18 protein-coding genes are annotated in these 15,728 nt (G+C 73.5%); 5 read left to right on the top strand and 13 right to left on the bottom strand.

The features are described from left to right. Positions 1-8 precede the first annotated feature (8 nt). From HNR19_RS11300 to HNR19_RS11310, 3 genes are read left to right on the top strand one after another with little or no spacing between them, the layout of a single operon-like run. Positions 9-956 carry an ABC transporter ATP-binding protein gene (locus HNR19_RS11300; protein WP_179668012.1) on the top strand — a complete coding sequence of 316 codons (948 nt, stop codon included), beginning with the start codon at positions 9-11 and terminating at the stop codon, positions 954-956. After that, positions 953-1,813 (top strand): ABC transporter permease, encoded by an 861-nt coding sequence (locus HNR19_RS11305; protein ID WP_179668013.1) that lies wholly within the window; start codon positions 953-955, stop codon positions 1,811-1,813. The genes HNR19_RS11300 and HNR19_RS11305 overlap by 4 nt, the downstream gene beginning before the upstream one ends. 3 nt (positions 1,814-1,816) lie before the next feature. Next, positions 1,817-2,050 carry a helix-turn-helix transcriptional regulator gene (locus HNR19_RS11310; RefSeq protein ID WP_343047155.1) on the top strand — a complete coding sequence of 78 codons (234 nt, stop codon included), beginning with the start codon at positions 1,817-1,819 and terminating at the stop codon, positions 2,048-2,050. Here the strand turns inward: HNR19_RS11310 and ligD are convergent, their stop codons facing one another. Next, complete coding sequence (gene ligD / locus HNR19_RS11315; protein ID WP_179668014.1) at positions 2,051-3,010, bottom strand: non-homologous end-joining DNA ligase; 960 nt, start codon at positions 3,008-3,010, stop codon at positions 2,051-2,053. A gap of 58 nt (positions 3,011-3,068) precedes the next feature. On the opposite strand from ligD, the gene HNR19_RS11320 reads away from it, so the two are divergent. Together HNR19_RS11320 and HNR19_RS11325 are read left to right on the top strand one after the other, a co-directional pair. Next, the gene (locus HNR19_RS11320; protein ID WP_179668015.1) at positions 3,069-3,575 is read left to right on the top strand and encodes a sigma-70 family RNA polymerase sigma factor; all 507 of its coding nucleotides are present in this window, start codon (positions 3,069-3,071) and stop codon (positions 3,573-3,575) included. Beyond that, the gene (locus HNR19_RS11325) at positions 3,575-4,366 is read left to right on the top strand and encodes a hypothetical protein (protein WP_179668016.1); all 792 of its coding nucleotides are present in this window, start codon (positions 3,575-3,577) and stop codon (positions 4,364-4,366) included. The genes HNR19_RS11320 and HNR19_RS11325 overlap by 1 nt, the downstream gene beginning before the upstream one ends. 3 nt (positions 4,367-4,369) lie before the next feature. On the opposite strand, the gene HNR19_RS11330 is transcribed toward HNR19_RS11325, so the two are convergent. From HNR19_RS11330 to HNR19_RS11385, 12 genes are all read right to left on the bottom strand, one after another. Further along, positions 4,370-5,761, bottom strand: coding sequence for an RsmB/NOP family class I SAM-dependent RNA methyltransferase (locus HNR19_RS11330; protein WP_179668017.1), 1,392 nt, complete (start codon positions 5,759-5,761; stop codon positions 4,370-4,372). Then, positions 5,758-6,681 (bottom strand): methionyl-tRNA formyltransferase, encoded by a 924-nt coding sequence (gene fmt / locus HNR19_RS11335; protein ID WP_179668018.1) that lies wholly within the window; start codon positions 6,679-6,681, stop codon positions 5,758-5,760. Before fmt ends, HNR19_RS11330 begins: the two co-directional genes overlap by 4 nt. Continuing rightward, the gene (gene def / locus HNR19_RS11340; RefSeq protein WP_179668019.1) at positions 6,678-7,223 is read right to left on the bottom strand and encodes a peptide deformylase; all 546 of its coding nucleotides are present in this window, start codon (positions 7,221-7,223) and stop codon (positions 6,678-6,680) included. The genes fmt and def overlap by 4 nt, the downstream gene beginning before the upstream one ends. A 20-nt stretch (positions 7,224-7,243) precedes the next feature. Continuing rightward, positions 7,244-9,289, bottom strand: coding sequence for a primosomal protein N' (locus HNR19_RS11345; protein WP_179668020.1), 2,046 nt, complete (start codon positions 9,287-9,289; stop codon positions 7,244-7,246). 117 nt (positions 9,290-9,406) lie between these two features. Beyond that, positions 9,407-10,606 carry a methionine adenosyltransferase gene (gene metK, locus HNR19_RS11350; protein ID WP_179668021.1) on the bottom strand — a complete coding sequence of 400 codons (1,200 nt, stop codon included), beginning with the start codon at positions 10,604-10,606 and terminating at the stop codon, positions 9,407-9,409. Between the two features lie 133 nt (positions 10,607-10,739). Then, positions 10,740-11,960, bottom strand: coding sequence for a bifunctional phosphopantothenoylcysteine decarboxylase/phosphopantothenate--cysteine ligase CoaBC (coaBC, locus tag HNR19_RS11355; protein WP_218910216.1), 1,221 nt, complete (start codon positions 11,958-11,960; stop codon positions 10,740-10,742). 7 nt (positions 11,961-11,967) lie between these two features. Beyond that, positions 11,968-12,300: a DNA-directed RNA polymerase subunit omega gene (rpoZ, locus tag HNR19_RS11360; protein ID WP_179668022.1), complete on the bottom strand. Its 333-nt coding sequence runs from the start codon at positions 12,298-12,300 to the stop codon at positions 11,968-11,970. A gap of 11 nt (positions 12,301-12,311) precedes the next feature. Then, positions 12,312-12,905 (bottom strand): guanylate kinase, encoded by a 594-nt coding sequence (gene gmk / locus HNR19_RS11365; RefSeq protein ID WP_343047157.1) that lies wholly within the window; start codon positions 12,903-12,905, stop codon positions 12,312-12,314. Next, positions 12,898-13,218 carry an integration host factor, actinobacterial type gene (gene mihF, locus HNR19_RS11370; RefSeq protein WP_179668023.1) on the bottom strand — a complete coding sequence of 107 codons (321 nt, stop codon included), beginning with the start codon at positions 13,216-13,218 and terminating at the stop codon, positions 12,898-12,900. Before mihF ends, gmk begins: the two co-directional genes overlap by 8 nt. Positions 13,219-13,363: 145 nt before the next feature. Further along, positions 13,364-13,834: a hypothetical protein gene (locus HNR19_RS11375; protein ID WP_179668024.1), complete on the bottom strand. Its 471-nt coding sequence runs from the start codon at positions 13,832-13,834 to the stop codon at positions 13,364-13,366. After that, complete coding sequence (gene pyrF / locus HNR19_RS11380; RefSeq protein WP_179668025.1) at positions 13,831-14,661, bottom strand: orotidine-5'-phosphate decarboxylase; 831 nt, start codon at positions 14,659-14,661, stop codon at positions 13,831-13,833. Before pyrF ends, HNR19_RS11375 begins: the two co-directional genes overlap by 4 nt. A 1-nt stretch (position 14,662) precedes the next feature. Next, positions 14,663-15,703 carry a quinone-dependent dihydroorotate dehydrogenase gene (locus tag HNR19_RS11385; protein ID WP_343047158.1) on the bottom strand — a complete coding sequence of 347 codons (1,041 nt, stop codon included), beginning with the start codon at positions 15,701-15,703 and terminating at the stop codon, positions 14,663-14,665. Positions 15,704-15,728: the final 25 nt, after the last annotated feature.

Consider the following 15,728-nt stretch of genomic DNA (forward strand, 5'->3'; position numbering starts at 1 on the left):
TTCCTGCTATGTCTGATCGCGAGAGTGCAACGACACTCCTCGACACCGCGCTCGAGGTCCGCGACCTGCGGATGAGCTACGGCAGCAACGAGGTGCTCAAGGGCGTCACCTTCTCCGCGCGCCGCGGCGAGGTCGTGGCACTCCTCGGGCCGAACGGCGCCGGCAAGACCACGACGATCGAGATCCTCGAGGGCTTCCGGATGCGGGCGTCGGGCGAGGTGTCCGTGCTGGGGTCCGACCCAGCGCGGGGCGACGAGCAGTGGCGCGCGCGGGTCGGCGTGGTGCTGCAGTCCTGGCGCGACCACAGCCGCTGGCGGGTGCGCGACCTCATCGACTACCACGCCCGCTTCTACGCGCCGTACTCCACGGCCGAGGTCCCCCGGCCATGGGACGTGGACGAGCTGCTCGGCATCGTGGGCCTCACCCAGCACGCCGACCAGAAGGTAATGCGGCTCTCCGGCGGCCAGCGCCGCCGGGTCGACGTGGCGATCGGCATCGTCGGGCGCCCGGAGCTGGTGTTCCTCGACGAACCCACGGCCGGGTTCGACCCGCACGCGCGGCGCGAGTTCCACGAGCTGGTGCACCGGCTCTCCGACTTCGAGAACACCACCGTGCTGCTCACCACGCACGACCTGGCCGAGGCGGAGAAGCTCGCCGACCGGATCCTGGTGCTCGACCGCGGCACCATCATCGCCGACGGCAGCCCCGACCAGCTGGCCCTCGAGCTCGCGACCAAGGCGGAGGTCCGCTGGACCTCCGGGGGCGAGCGGCACGTGCACGCGGTCGAGGAGCGCGACCCGACCGCATTCGTGCGCCGTCTGCTCGCGACCGACTCCGACGTCACCGAGCTCGAGGTGAAGCGGGCGAACCTCGAGGACACCTACCTGGCGCTCGTCCAGCGGGTCGAGAGCGGCCAGACCGATGCGGAGCCCGAGAGCCTGGAGGCACTGTCATGAGCACTACCGCCGACGGACGCAGGATCGCCGTACGGGCAGGTCTGCGCCGCGGGTGGCTGGAGACGAAGTACTCGCTGACCGAGGTCGGCGACATCTTCTGGATGCTCGTCTTCCCGCTGGGCTTCACGGTCACCCTGCTCTTCATGCGCGGTGACACGGTCCCGGGCACCGACCTGGCGCTCGGAGCGATGGTGCTGCCGAGCCTGATCGGGATGTCGATCGCGTTCGGTGGCCTGGCGGGGCCGGCGATGCAGATCACGACGGATCGAGAGGACGGCACCCTGCTGCGGGCCAAGGCGACGCCCGACGGGATGCTCGGCTACCTGATCGGCAAGATCTGGTTCTTCGGGCTGACCACGCTGGCCAGCATGGTGTTGCTCGCGATCCCCGCCGCGACGGTGATCGGCGACCTCCGTCTGGACGGCCGTACGGCGCTGCTGCTCCCGATCATCTTCGTCGTCGGCATGATCGCGACCGTCCCGATCGGGTCCGCCCTCGGCTCGCTCTTCAAGTCCAGCGCGCAGTCGATGCTGGTCATGCTGGCGTCGTTCCTGCTGATCGCGGTCTCCGGGATCTTCTACCCGATCACGGCGCTGCCGACCTGGCTGCAGTGGATCGGGCAGGCCTTCCCGTTCTACTGGCTCGGTCTCGGCACCCGGTCAGCCATGCTGCCCGCCGGCGCCGAGGCGTCGGAGATCGGCGACTCCTGGCGCACGGCCGAGATGTTCGGCGTGCTCGGCGTCTGGGCCGTGGTCGGTCTGGTCGTCGCGCCGATCGTGCTCCGCCGGATGGCCCGCCGCCAGACCGCGTCGGCCGTCCAGGCCGCGCGCGACAAGATCATGGCCAAGGGCTTCTGACGCGTGGCGAACGAGTCCGACACCGTCTACAACCGGATCGCGATGCTGCGCGCCGAGCGCGGCATCTCGCGCCGGGAGCTCGCCGACGCGCTCGGCGTCCACTACCAGACCGTGGGCTACCTCGAGCGCGGCGAGTACAGCCCGTCGCTGCACCTCGCGCTGCGGATCGCCGAGTACTTCGGTGTGGCCGTCGAGGTGGTCTTCGCGATCGAGCCGTTCAAGCGACTCGGCGACTGATCAGGAGGACGACTCCTCGTCCTCGGCCTCGTCCTCGGCGATGTCGTCGCGGTCGGCCCACTCCAGCAGCGGGGCGATGTCGAAGACGTGGTCGTCGATGTCGGCGTGCAGGTCGCCGATCTCGGCGAACCGCTCCGGCACCGTGCGGATCGTGAAGTCCCGCGGGTCGGCGTCGTCGATCTCGTCCCACCGGATCGGCGTGGACACCCGGGCGTCGGGCAGGCCGCGCACGGAGTAGGCGGCCGCGATCGTGTGGTCGCGGGCGTTCTGGTTGTAGTCGACGAAGACCGCCTCCGGGTCGCGGTCCTTCTTCCACCACGTGGTCGTGACCAGCTCCGGCGCGCGGCGCTCGACCTCCCGCGCGAACGCGAGCGCGCCGCGCCGTACGCCCTTGTGGTCGTGGTCCGGCTTGATCCGCACGTAGACGTGGAGTCCCTTGCTGCCGCTGGTCTTCGGGAAGCCGACGGCGCCCAGCTCGTCGAGCACCTCGTGCGCGACGTGGGCGACCTTCCGGACTTCTGCGTACGACGCGTCGGGGCCGGGGTCCAAGTCGATGCGCCACTCGTCGGGCTGCTCGGTGGTGCCGCGGCGGCTGTTCCAGGGATGGAACTCGACCGTCGACATCTGCACCGCCCAGATCACCGCGCCGAGCTCGGTGACGCAGAGCTCGTCGGCCGTGCGGTTCCAGCGCGGGAAGTGCAGCTGGACGGTCTCGACCCACGCGGGCGCGCCCTGCGGCAGCCGCTTCTGGTGGACCTTCTCCCCCGCCAGCCCCTTCGGGAAGCGGTGCAGCATGCACGGCCGCTCCCAGAGGGCGTTGACGATGCCCGGCCCTACGGACAGGTAGTAGTGGACCAGGTCGAGCTTGGTCGCGCCGATCTCCTCGAAGTAGACCCGGTCCGGGTTGGTCACCTTGATCACCCGGTTGTCGACCTCGACCTCGGTGAACGGGGATGCCATGGCAATAACCTAGTGGTGCGGTGTCACGCAGCGCCGGGTCCGAGGAGTCAGGTCGGGTGTGAAGAGGAACGACAACGAGGAGTTCGCCGCGTTCGTACGGGAGACCGCCACCGCGCTCCACCGCGCGGCGCTGCTGCTCACCGGCGACCACCACCAGGCCGAGGACCTCACCCAGGCGACGTACGTCCGGGTGCTCGCGTCGTGGCGGCGGACGTCGGCGGCGGAAAGCCCGCTCGCCTACGCGCGGACGACGATGCTCAACACCTTCCTCTCCCACCGCCGGCTGCGGCGCAGCTCGGAGGCTCCGGTCGCCGACCTCGCCGTGGACCAGCCGGTCGCCGACGGCGACCCGGACACCCGGATCGACCTGCTGGTCGCGCTCGCCTCCCTGGCGCCGCTCGACCGCGCCGTGGTCGTGCTGCGCTACTGGGAGGACCGCAGCGTGGCCGACACGGCGGTCGACCTGCAGCTGACCGAGGTCAACGTCCGCGCCCGGTCCCGGCGAGCACTGCAGCGGCTCCGCCCGCTGCTCGACCGCTCCGACCTGACCGAGAGGACCCCGTGATGACCACCGAGACCGACGAGACCCGCCTCAGCGAGGCGCTCCACACCCAGGTCCGCGACGAGCGACCCGACGCCGAGCGGATCATCCAGGTGGCCACGGCAGCGAACGTACGGCGGCTCCGCCGCAACCGGATCGGCGGCACCCTGGCCGCCGCGGCCTGCGTGGGCGCCGTCGCCGTCGGGGTGCCCTGGGTCGCCGACCGGGCCGAGCCGGCGCAGGAGGACACCAGCCATGCCGATTCGCCCGGCACCGGCGGCCCCGCCCAGCCGACCCGCGCCGAGCAGGCCGCCGAGGTCGAGCAGCTGCTGCAGCGCGTGGGCGTGCGGTCGCCGTACAGCATCAAGCCGGACAGGCGGGTCGTGACGATCACGGCCGACACGGTGAGCACCGACCAGCGGCGGCAGATCTCCGCGGGGCTGCCGGCGGGCTGGTCGGTGTCCTACGTGGAGCCCGGCACGCCCGAGGGCGGACAGGTGCCGGTGGAGCTGGTGCTCGACGGGTGGTCGTGCGACGAGTTCCCGGTCGACGATAAGTCCTGGTGCACCGGTCCGGCCGGCGCGGGCGTGTCGGTCAACTGGCGCGCGGCCGGCGAGCGCGACTCGTTCCTCGGCAAGTCCGGCGAGCACACCGCGACGCTGCCGATGCTCGGTAGCGACGGGATCGTCCTGACCGAGGGCGACATGGTCACCGTCGTCGGTCCGGCGCAGGGCGACTGGTTCGTGACCCTGCACCCGGCCGTCGGCGCCGACATCGACCTCGCCGCGCTGGCTGCGGCACTGGCCTGGAAGTGACCCTCAGCCCTTCCTGAGGAGGGCCATGAACATCGCGTCGGTGCCGTGCCGGTGCGGCCACAGCTGGGCCGTGCCGGCCACGGGCCCGTCGATGTCGGGCACCCCGGTCAGCAGCGGCCGCACGTCGTCGAGGGCCACGTCCTTGCGGGTGCCGAGGACCGCCTGGAGCACGTCGGCGGTCTCGGCCCGCACGGGCGAGCAGGTCGCGTAGAGCACCGCCCCGCGCGGCCGGACCAGGTCGAGCGCGCTGTCGAGGAGCTTGCGCTGGAGCAGCACGAGCGGCATCAGGTCGTCGGGCGTACGGCGCCAGCGGGCCTCCGGGCGCCGCCGCAGGGCGCCGAGACCCGTGCACGGGGCGTCGACGAGCACCCGGTCGACGCTGCCCGCCGGGAGCGGCGGCCGCGTGCCGTCGGCGGCGACCACGCCGTAGGTCCGGTCGCCGAGGGCCTCCAGGGCGCGGCCGACCAGGCGGGCGCGGTGCAGGTGCGGCTCGGTGGCGACCAGCCGGGCGCCGCGCTGCGCGGCGAGAGCTGCGAGCAGCGCCGCCTTTCCGCCGGGGCCGGCACAGAGGTCGAGCCAGAGCTCGTCGCGCCCCTCGACCGCGGCGCTCGCGAGGGCGTGGGCGACCAGCTGGCTGCCCTCGTCCTGCACGCCCGCACGCCCCTCGGCCACGGCCGGCACGCCGGCCGGGTCGCCGCCTTCGAGCACGACGCCGTACGGCGAGTAGGGGGTCGGCGTGCCGGGCAGCTCGGCGCGGTCGACCAGGCCGGGCCGCGCGACGAGAGTGACCCGTGGCGGCAGGTTGTCGGCGGCGAGCAGCGTGTCGAGGTCCTCGTCGGGAGCCGCCTGCTCGAGCTGGTCGACGACCCAGCGCGGGTGGCTGTGCCGGACGGCGAGCGCCTCGCGGCGGGCAGGTCCGGGCTCCCCGGGGTCGGGCGCGACGCGGTCGAGCCACCCGTCGAGGTCGTGGGCCGCGACCTTGCGCAGCACCGCGTTGGCGAAGCCGGCGGCGCCCTGGCCGTTGCGCGACCGGACCAGGTCGACCGTCGTGCTGATCGCGGCGTGGGCCGGGACCCGCATCGACAGCAGCTGGTGGCAGCCGAGCCGCAGCGCGTCGAGCACCGCGACCTGCACCTTGCGCAGCGGCCGGTCGATGCAGACGGTGAGGATCGCGTCGTAGGTGCCCATCCGGCGGATCGTCCCGGCCGCGAGCTCGGTCACGAAGCCGGCGTCGCGCGGGCCGAGCCCGTGCTGGGCGATCGCGGCCGGCAGCGCCAGGTTGGTGTAGGCGTCGTCGACGCGGACCGCGCGCAGCACCTCGAGCGCGGCCTGACGCGGCCGGTCCACCCGAGAGCCCGCGCCCGGTTGCCGGCGCCGATCCCCCGGCCTCGTCATTCGAACCGTGCGCCCTCGGGCAGCCGGACGCCGCGCGACCAGTCGGCCGCGGCCATCTGCTTCTTGCCGAACGCCTTCACCTCGCCGAGCCGCACCGGCGTGGTGGCGGTGCCCACGAGGACCTCGTTCTTCCCGACGGCCAGCTCGCCCGGCGCGAGCCGATCGCCGTCGACGAGCTCGACCCGGCCGAGCTTCACTCGCTCGCCGTCGAGGGTCGTCCAGGCACCGGGGCCGGGGCTGCAGGCGCGGATCCGGCGGTCGACGGCCAGCGCCGGCTCCTTCCAGTCGACCCGCGCGTCGTCGACGGTGATCTTGGGCGCGAGGCTCACCCCGTCGGCGGGCTGCTCCCGTGCCTCGAGCGAGCCGTCGTCGATGCCGTCGAGGGTGGCGACCAGCAGGCCGGCGCCACCTTCGGCGAGCCGCCCGAGCAGGTCGCCCGCGGTGTCGGTGGCGCGGATCTGCTCGGTCATGACGCCGAACGTCGGGCCCGCGTCGAGCTCCTTGACGATGCGGAACGTCGTCGCGCCGGTCACCTCGTCGCCCGCCCAGATCGCGTGCTGGACGGGAGCGGCGCCGCGCCAGGCGGGCAGCACGGAGAAGTGCAGGTTCACCCAGCCGTGCCGCGGGATGTCGAGGGCGCTCTGCGGGATGAGTGCGCCGTACGCCACCACGGGGCAGCAGTCCGGCTCCAGCGCTGCGAGGTCGGCCTGGAAGTCCGGCTCGCGCGGGTGCACGGGCTTCAGCACGGGCACACCGAGCTCCTCGGCGCGTACGGCGACCGGGCTCGGCGTGAGCTTGCGGCCACGGCCCGACGGCGCGTCGGGACGCGTGACGACGCCGACGAGCTCGTGACCGGACGCGGCGATCGCCTCGAGGGCCGGCACCGCCACCTCGGGCGTGCCGGCGAACACCACCCTCATCGGCCGAACCCGCCGGTCGCGTGCGGGGAGATCTTGACCGTCGGCCGCTCGAGGCCGAACCACTCGGACTCGCGGATCTCCTTCATCGCGGCCTTGCGCGCGTCGGAGTCGAGCCGGTCGATGAAGAGGATCCCGTCGAGGTGGTCGGTCTCGTGCTGGATCGCCCGCGCCAGCAGCTCCGAGCCCTCGATCGTCACCGGGTCGCCGTGCATGTTGAAGCCGTGCGCGACCACGGAGAGGGCGCGCTTGCAGTCGTAGGTGAGCTCGGGCAACGACAGGCAGCCCTCCGGACCGTCCTGGAGCTCCGCGGAGAGGTCGAGGCGCGGGTTGATCAGGTGGCCCACCTCGCCGTCGACGTACCACGTGAACACGCGCAGCCCGACGCCGATCTGCGGCGCCGCCAGGCCCGCCCCCGGTGCGTCGAGCATGGTGTCGGTGAGGTCACCGACGAGCTGGCGCACCTCGGCGTCGAAGTCGACGACCTCGATCGCGGGCTTGCGCAGGATCGGGTCGCCGAAGAGCCGGATAGGACGGATAGCCACGCCTCGAGTCTAGAGAGCGCCTAGATCTCGAGCGGATCGACCTGCACCCTCACGGCGTCGAGCTTGCGCGCCGACCTGAGGCGTTGCATCTCGGACAACGCAGTCGTGAGCTCGCCCCCCAGAGCGACGGGAACGCGCACCACCACGCGCTCCTCGGCATCCTGCTCTCCGGCGCGAGTCGGGAAAGGCCCCAGGACCTCGGCTCCGTCGGGGAGGTCGAGCAGCGTCAGGGCGTCGTCGACGGCGCCCGGCTCCCCGCTGATCGTGGCCAGGCGCGCGACGGGCGGGAGGTGGGCGGCGCGGCGCTCCTCGGCCTCGCGGCCCGCGAACCCGCCGGGGTCCCAGCGGACCAGCGCCTGGAGGGCGGGGGTGGCCGGGTCGCCGACGGCGAGGGCGCGGCCGCCGGGACGCACCAGCCCGACCGCGTTGCACCAGCGGCGCACGGCCTCCTCGGCCACCCGCATGCTGTCGCGGGCGAGCACCAGCCAGGTGTCGAGCAGCACCACGACGGCGTAGCCGCCCTCCGCGACCGGCTCCGCACCGGGCGTGGCCACCACGATGCGCGGCTCGCCGCCGACGCGCTCGCGCACGTGCTCGCCGGCCGAGGAGACCACGGGGACCTTCGGGAAGGTGCGGCCGAGCTCGTCGGAGGTGCGGGCATCGCCCACGACCGGGGCGCGCAGGCCGCGGGCCCCGCACTCCGGGCAGGCCCAGTCGGGCGCCGGCGTGGCGCACCAGCGGCAGCGGGGCGGCGAGGTCGGGTCGTCGATCTGGAGCGGACCCGTGCACGCGTCGCACCGGGCCGGGGTGCGGCACCGCTCGCACGCGAGCCGGAGCGCATAGCCGGCGCGCGGCGTCTGCACGAGCACCGGGCCCCGCTCGATGCCCCACCGGATCGCCTCGAACGCCTGGCGCGGCAGCCGCGCCGCGGCGGCCATCGGGTCGCGCCGCAGCTCGGCCTCGCTCGCGCCGGTCACCGCCACCAGCACCCGCTCACGGACGGCCTCGCGCGGCAGCGCGATCTCGCGGGCCCAGCCCGACCGCAGCAGCTGGTCGGCCTCGACGCTGCGCCCGAAGCCGCCGACGAGGGCGGCGGCCCCCTCGGTCTCGGCGCGCAGGAGCAGCACGTCGCGGGTGTGCGGGTACGGCGCCCGCGGCTCGGCGTGGAGGTCGTCGCCGTCGTCCCACACCACGACGAGACCGAGGTCGGTGACCGGGGCGAACGCCGCGGACCTGGTGCCGACGACGACGCGCCGCTTGCCCCGGGCGACCGCGAGGAAGTCGCGATAGCGGGCCGCCGGGCCGACGGCCGCCCCGAGCACGACGTGATGCCCCTCGCCGAGGACCTCGGTGAGGGCGGCGTCGACCCGGGCCACGTCCTTGTGGTCGGGAACGCACAGGATGCTCCCCCGGCCGGCGTCCAGCGCGGCTCCGGCGAGCGCGGCCAGCAGGCGCGGCCAGTCCTCCCCCGGGCCGGCGGCCCACACGGCCTTCGGCGCGCCACCGGCGCGGACGTGGTGGAGGAACGGAGCGGCCGCCGGGTAGGCCGCCCACTCCTGGTCGGCGTCGGCTCGGAGGTCGAGCGGCGGTGCGTCGGCAGAGGGCTGCTGCTCGGTGGTCGCGTGCCGCGGCGGCACCGCGAGGCGACGTACGTCTGCCGAGACGCCGGCGGTGCGCTCGGCCACGCGGCGGCAGAGGTCGGCCACCGCCGGGCTCAGCACCGGCTCGGCGCTCACCACCCGCCGCAGCGGGCTCAACGAGCCGCCGTGCTCGCTCGCTGCCGTCCGCTCGACGACGAACCCGTCGACGTCCTGGCCGGCGAAGCGCACCTTCACCCGCACCCCGGCACGCACGTCGTCGGCCATCGCCGCGGGCACCGCGTAGTCGAACGACCGGTCGAGGTGGGCCAGCGGCACGTCGAGCACCACCCGGGCGACGGGGTCGACCTCCGCGAGCTCGACCTGTGAGGACTTCGCCGCCTTGCGCGCCCGCGCCGCGCCCTTGCGCGCCTCCGCGTGCGCGAGACCCGGCAGGGTCACGTCGCTCTCGGCGGGGTCGGCAGGCATGGGTGCGGTTCTACCAGTGCGGGCTGACGGAATGGCGGGCGGGACGGGCGGGCTGTGGAGGACAAAACGTCCTGCGGCCCGCGAGCCGGAGCTCACGGGCCGCAGGACGGATGCGGGTCAGATCCCGGCAGCGGCCTTCAGCGCGTCCGCGCGGTCGGTCTTCTCCCAGGTGAACTCGGGCAGCTCGCGACCGAAGTGGCCGTAGGCGGCCGTCTTGGCGTAGATCGGGCGGAGCAGGTCGAGGTCGCGCAGGATGGCGGCCGGGCGCAGGTCGAAGACCTCGAGCACGGCCTCCTGGATCTTCTCGTCCGGGACGACGCCGGTGCCGAAGGTCTCGATGAAGACGCCCACGGGGGCGGCCTTGCCGATGGCGTAGGCGACCTGCGCCTCGCAGCGGCGGGCGAGGCCGGCGGCGACGACGTTCTTCGCGACCCAGCGCATGGCGTAGGCGGCGGAGCGGTCGACCTTCGACGGGTCCTTGCCCGAGAAGGCGCCACCGCCGTGGCGGGCCATGCCGCCGTAGGTGTCGACGATGATCTTGCGGCCGGTGAGGCCGGCGTCACCCATAGGGCCGCCGACCACGAAGCGCCCGGTCGGGTTGATGTAGAGCTTGTAGCCCTCCGACGGCACGGACTCCTTGAACTGGTCGAGCACGGGCTCGATCACGTTGACCTGGATGTCCTTGGCGAGCTGGTCCTGCGAGACCTCCTCGGCGTGCTGCGTCGAGAGCACCACGGCGTCTACGCGCACCGCGCGGTTCTCGTCGTCGTACTCGATGGTGACCTGGGTCTTGCCGTCGGGACGCAGGTAGGGCAGCGTGCCGTCCTTGCGCACCGCGGTGAGTCGCTCGGCGAGGGTCTGCGCGATCTTGATCGGGAGCGGGAACAGCTCCGGGGTGTCGTCGCAGGCGTAGCCGAACATCAGGCCCTGGTCGCCCGCGCCCTGGCGGTCGAGCTCGTCGCCGGAGCCGTCGACGCGCTCCTCGAAGGCGTCGTCGACGCCCTGGGCGATGTCGGCCGACTGGGCGCCGATCGCGACCTGCACGCCGCAGGAGTTGCCGTCGAAGCCCTTCTCGGACGAGTCGTAGCCGATCTCCAGCACCTTCTGGCGCACGAGCTGGGCCACCGGCGCGTAAGCGGAGGTGGTCACCTCGCCAGCGACGACCACGAGGCCGGTGGTGAGCAGCGTCTCCACCGCCACGCGGCTGGTGGGGTCGTGCTCGAGGAGGTAGTCGAGGACGGTGTCGCTGATCTGGTCAGCGATCTTGTCCGGGTGTCCCTCGGTCACCGACTCGGAGGTGAAGAGGCGTCCGGTCACGGGTAGCTCCTGCCATGGGGTGTACGTAGTTGCGAGGGCACGACGGTGTGCCCGGGTGCCTGGCCGGCTGCGGCCGGTTGTACCAACGATAAGGGGGCCCTTGGGTGACGCGTGGGCGTCTCACCCATCCGGCTCAGCCCATCCGGGCGACGACCTGGTCCCAGATGACGTGGGCGACGGCCGACTTGCTGCCCCGGGGTACGTCGACGGAGGCGCCGTCGGCGGCCAGGATCACCGCCTGGTTGTCCTCCGCGCCGAACACCGCTCCCCCGCTCACGTCGTTGACGACCAGCAGGTCACAGCCCTTGCGGGCCAGCTTGGCGCGGGCCAGCTCGAGCACCGACCCGGTGTCGTCGCCGGTCTCGGCCGCGAAGCCGACGATGACCGCCTCCGGCCGCGGCCGGTGGGTCGACAGCTCGTGGAGGATGTCGGGATTCTGTTGCAGGGTGATCGACGGCGCCGATCCGTCGGCGCTCTTCTTGATCTTGGTGGCCGACTCGTTGACGGGTCGGAAGTCGGCCGGTGCGGCGGCCATCACGACGGCGTCGGCGGCCACGGCGGCGGCCAGCACGGCGTCGCGCAGCTCGGCGGTGGTCTCGACCTTCACGACCTTGACGCCGGCGGGGTCGGGCAGCGCCGAGTTGGCGGCCACCAGCGTCACCTCGGCGCCGCGGGCGGCAGCTGCCCGGGCGAGGGCGTAGCCCTGGAGGCCCGAGGAGCGGTTGCCCAGGAACCGCACGGGATCGAGCCGCTCGCGCGTGCCCCCGGCGGACACGACAACGTGCCGGCCGGCGAGGTCGCCGGACAGGGTCGCACCGGTCTCGGTGCGGCTGAGTACGTCGCGGCAGTACTCGAAGATCTCGGCCGGCTCCGGCAGGCGGCCCTTGCCCGTGTCGGCGCCGGTGAGCCGGCCCTCGGCGGGCTCGATCACGAGCACACCGCGCGACCGCAGCGTCTCGACGTTGGCGGCGGTGGCCGGGTGCTCCCACATCTCGGTGTGCATCGCGGGGGCGAGCACCACCGGGCAGCGCGCGGTGAGCAGGGTGTTGGTGAGCAGGTCGTCGGCGAGCCCGTGGGCGGCCTTCGCGAGGAGGTCGGCCGTCGCCGGCGCGACCACGACGAGGTCGGCGTTCTGGCCGAGGCGCACGTGCGGCACCTCGTGGACGCCGGTCCACACGTCGGTGGCGACCGGCTTGCCCGACAGGGCCGCCCAGGTGGGCGCGCCGACGAACTCCAGCGCGGCGGCGGTCGGGACGACGGTCACGTCGTGGCCGGACTCGGTGAACCGGCGCAGCAGCTCGCACGCCTTGTAGGCCGCGATGCCGCCCGAGACACCGAGCACGACCCGGGTCAAGCTCAGCTCACTCGGTCGGCTGCGAGCCGGCCTCGGCAGCGGCGGCAGCGGCGGCTGCCTCCTCCGCGGCGAGCTCGGCGGGGTCGACGTCCTCGACGGTCAGCAGGTCGTCGTTGATCTCGCGCAGAGCGATCGAGAGCGGCTTCTCCTGCACGTGGGTCTCGACGAGCGGGCCGACGTACTCGAGCAGGCCCTCACCGAGCTGGGAGTAGTAGGCGTTGATCTGCCGCGCCCGCTTGGCGCTGTAGAGAACGAGCTTGTACTTGCTGTCGGTCTTGGACAGCAGGCCGTCGATCGGCGGGTTGGTCACGCCGACGGCGTCGATGTTCGGGGCAGACACGCAGGAAACCCTCACTGAAGTTCGGTTGGGGAACCCAGCAAGCCTACCAACTCGGTCGCCGCCACACGAACTTCCGAGTTCACGATCACCCGGTCGAACTCCGCCTCGGCGGCGAGCTCCTCACGCGCGGTGGCGAGCCGGCGCTCCCGCTCCTCCTCCGTCTCGGTGCCCCGGCCGACGAGGCGCCGTACGAGCTCCTCCCACGAGGGCGGCTTGAGGAACACCAGCAGGGCCTCGGGCATGTTGGCGCGCACCTGGCGCGCGCCCTGGAGGTCGATCTCGAGCAGGGCGGGCCGCCCGGCGGCCAGCGCCGCGTCGACGGGCCCGCGCGGCGTGCCGTAGCGATGGACGCCGTGGACGACGGCCCACTCGAGCATCTCCCCCGCCGCGACGAGGCGGTCGAACTCGGCGTCGTCGACGAAGAGGTAGTGCACGCCGTCGACCTCGCCCGGCCGCGGCGGGCGGGTGGTCGCGGACACGGAGAGCCAGACGTCCGGGTGGTGGTCACGGACGTACGCCGCCACGGTGCCCTTGCCGACTGCCGTCGGGCCCGCGAGGACGACCAGCCGGGACGGCGCGCTCCCCGCCACCTGCTCGTCAGTCACCCGGCGCGAACTCGCGCTCGAGCGCGGCGATCTGCTTGGCGCCGAGCCCGCGGACCCGGCGCGACTCGGCGATGCCGAGGCGCTCCATCAGCTGGCTGGCCCGCACCTTGCCGAGCCCGGGGACGGCCTGGAGGAGGTCGAGCACCTTCATCTTGCCGACGACCTCGTTCTTCTGACCCTCGGCCAGCACGTCGGCGATCGACGCGCCCGCGTGCTTCAGCCGGTTCTTCACCTCGGCCCGTTCGCGACGGGCGGCGGCGGCCTTCGCGAGGGCAGCCTGACGCTGTTCGGGAGTCAGTGGGGGCAGAGCCACGTGGAACGGTCCTTTGGTTCGATCCCCCCGAGAGGGGCGAGAGCTTCGAGGGGCGCCGAGCACCCGCCGGTCACACTAGCCATCGGCGTGGCGGCGCGGCAACGCGACCGGGTCCCGGATGCCAGGGACGTGGGCTAGAGCACCGTCAGAGCACCAGCGGGGTGCCGCAGACGTCGCGCGCCTGCTGCTGGACGCCGGCCATCGCGTCCCGCATGACCGGTGAGCCGAGGGCGGTCGCGGCCCGGTCGATCGACTCGCGCTCGGCACTCGTCACGCCCTCGGGGAGGGCCTTCCGGTCGTACGTCGCCGGGTCCACCCCGGCGTCCTCGAGGACGTCGGCGAGCTCCTGCACGTGGGCCACCACGGTCGACCACTCGTCGATGAGGTCCTCCGGGGACTGCTCCATCAGCTCGCGGAAGATCGGCAGCGCCAGGATCAGGCCGGCGGAGTCACCGCCGGCCGCGAGCGCCTCCCCCAGCGGCTCGCGCTGGTCCTCGACCTCGCTGCAGTAGGTCTCGAACGGGTCGTCCTCCTCGTCGAGGAACGTGAGGACCCCGAGGCCCGCCGCGACGAGCAGCGCGAGGGCCAGGGCACCGGCGACGATCCGCCGGGTCACCCGCCGAGCCCCCGCAGCTCGTCGTTGGCCCGCTCGACGGCGGCGCGCATCGGGCCTGCGTCGGGCCCCTGCCGCAGCACCCCGCGCGACGAGCTCGCGGCGACGTACGGCGCCGAAGCCCCGAAGATGCGCCGGATGTCCGCCGTCGTACCGCCCTGCTCGCCGTAGCCGGGCGCCAGGATCGGCCCGTTGAACGCGAAGTCGAGGCCCGAGCCGTCGATGGTGGCGCCGACCACGGCGCCGTACGAGCCGAGCGGGGTCTCCCCCGCGTTGAGCTCGCGCAGGTGGTCGAGCATCGTGGCGGAGACCGTGCGGCCCTCGGCGGTCACCGCCTCCTGCACCTCGGGGCCCTCCTTGTTGGAGGTCGCGGCCAGCACGAACAGCCCGGCGCGGTGCACCCGCGCGGCGTCGACGAACGGTTGGAGAGACCCGAACCCGAGGTAGGGGCTGACGGTGATCGCGTCGGACGCCAGCGGCGACGCGGGGTCGAGGTAGGCGTCGGCGTAGGCCTGGGACGTCGAGCCGATGTCTCCTCGCTTGACGTCGAGCAGTACCAGGGCGCCCGCGGCGCGGGACTCGGCGATCACTCGCTCGAGCACCGCGACGCCGCGGCTGCCGAACCGCTCGTAGAACGCCGACTGCGGCTTGATCACGCTGCAGTACGGCGCGACCGCCTCCACCGCGCTGAGGGCGAACTTCTCGAGCCCGGCCACCGTGTCGTCGAGCCCCCAGTCGTGCAGGAGCGACGCGTGCGGATCGATGCCCACACAGAACTGGCCCCGCTCGGCGAGGGCGGCGACGTAGCGCGTGCCGAAGGTCTCCGTCATGTCAGAGCCCTCCCAGGACCCGGCGCGGCCACAGCGGGCCGCCGTAGATGAAGCCCGTGTAGGCCTGGAGCAGGGTCGCGCCGGCGTCGAGGCGCTCGCGGGCGTCGTCGGCGGTCGAGATGCCGCCGACGCCGATCAGCGTCAGATCCGGGCCGACCCGGTCGCGCAGCAGCCGCATGACCGCGGTCGCCCGCTCCCGCAGCGGCGCACCGGAGAGGCCGCCGGCTCCAGCGGCCTCGACCTCGGCGGCCGGCGTGCGCAGCCCCTCGCGGCTGATGGTGGTGTTGGTGGCGATGATCCCGTCGAGGCCCTGCGCCCGTGCGAGGTCGGCCACCCCGAGCACGTCGTCGTCGGCGAGGTCGGGTGCGATCTTCACCAGCAGCGGCACCCGGTCGGGCCGGGTCTCGTCGGCCACCTCGCGCACGTGAGCGAGCAGCGGTGCGAGCCGCTCCACCGCCTGGAGGTTGCGCAGGCCCGGGGTGTTGGGCGAGCTCACGTTGACGACGAGGTAGTCAGCGTACGGCGCCAGCAGGCGGGTCGACGTCTCGTAGTCGGCCAGCACCGCCTGCTCGTCGTTGTCGGGCACGACCTTCGACTTGCCGATGTTGATGCCGAGCACCGGCCCGCGCCCGGGCTTGCGCTCGTGCGCGGCGCCACGACCCGCCAGGCGGCGGGCCACCGCGGCGGCACCGTCGTTGTTGAAGCCCATCCGGTTGACGACCGCGCGGTCGTCGGCCAGCCGGAACAGCCGCGGCTTCGGGTTGCCCGGCTGGGCGAGGGCCGTCACCGTGCCGATCTCGACGTGCCCGAAGCCGAGCGCGCCCAGCGCGTCGTAGCCGATCCCGAGCTTGTCGAAGCCCGCCGCCAGGCCGAGCGCGTTGGGGAACTCCAGCCCCAGCGCCTTCACCGGAGCGGACGTACGCCGCACTGCCGCCAGCCGGTCCGCTCCGCGCAGCGCCGGGCCCGCAGCGCGGATCGCGCCGAACGCCAGGTGGTGGGCCCGCTCCGGGTCGACCCGGCGGAGGCCGTGCCGGAAGAGCACGTCGTAGGGTTTCGAGGCTCCTCGC

The sequence above is a fragment of the Nocardioides thalensis genome (genome assembly GCF_013410655.1).
GTDB lineage: Bacteria > Actinomycetota > Actinomycetes > Propionibacteriales > Nocardioidaceae > Nocardioides > Nocardioides thalensis.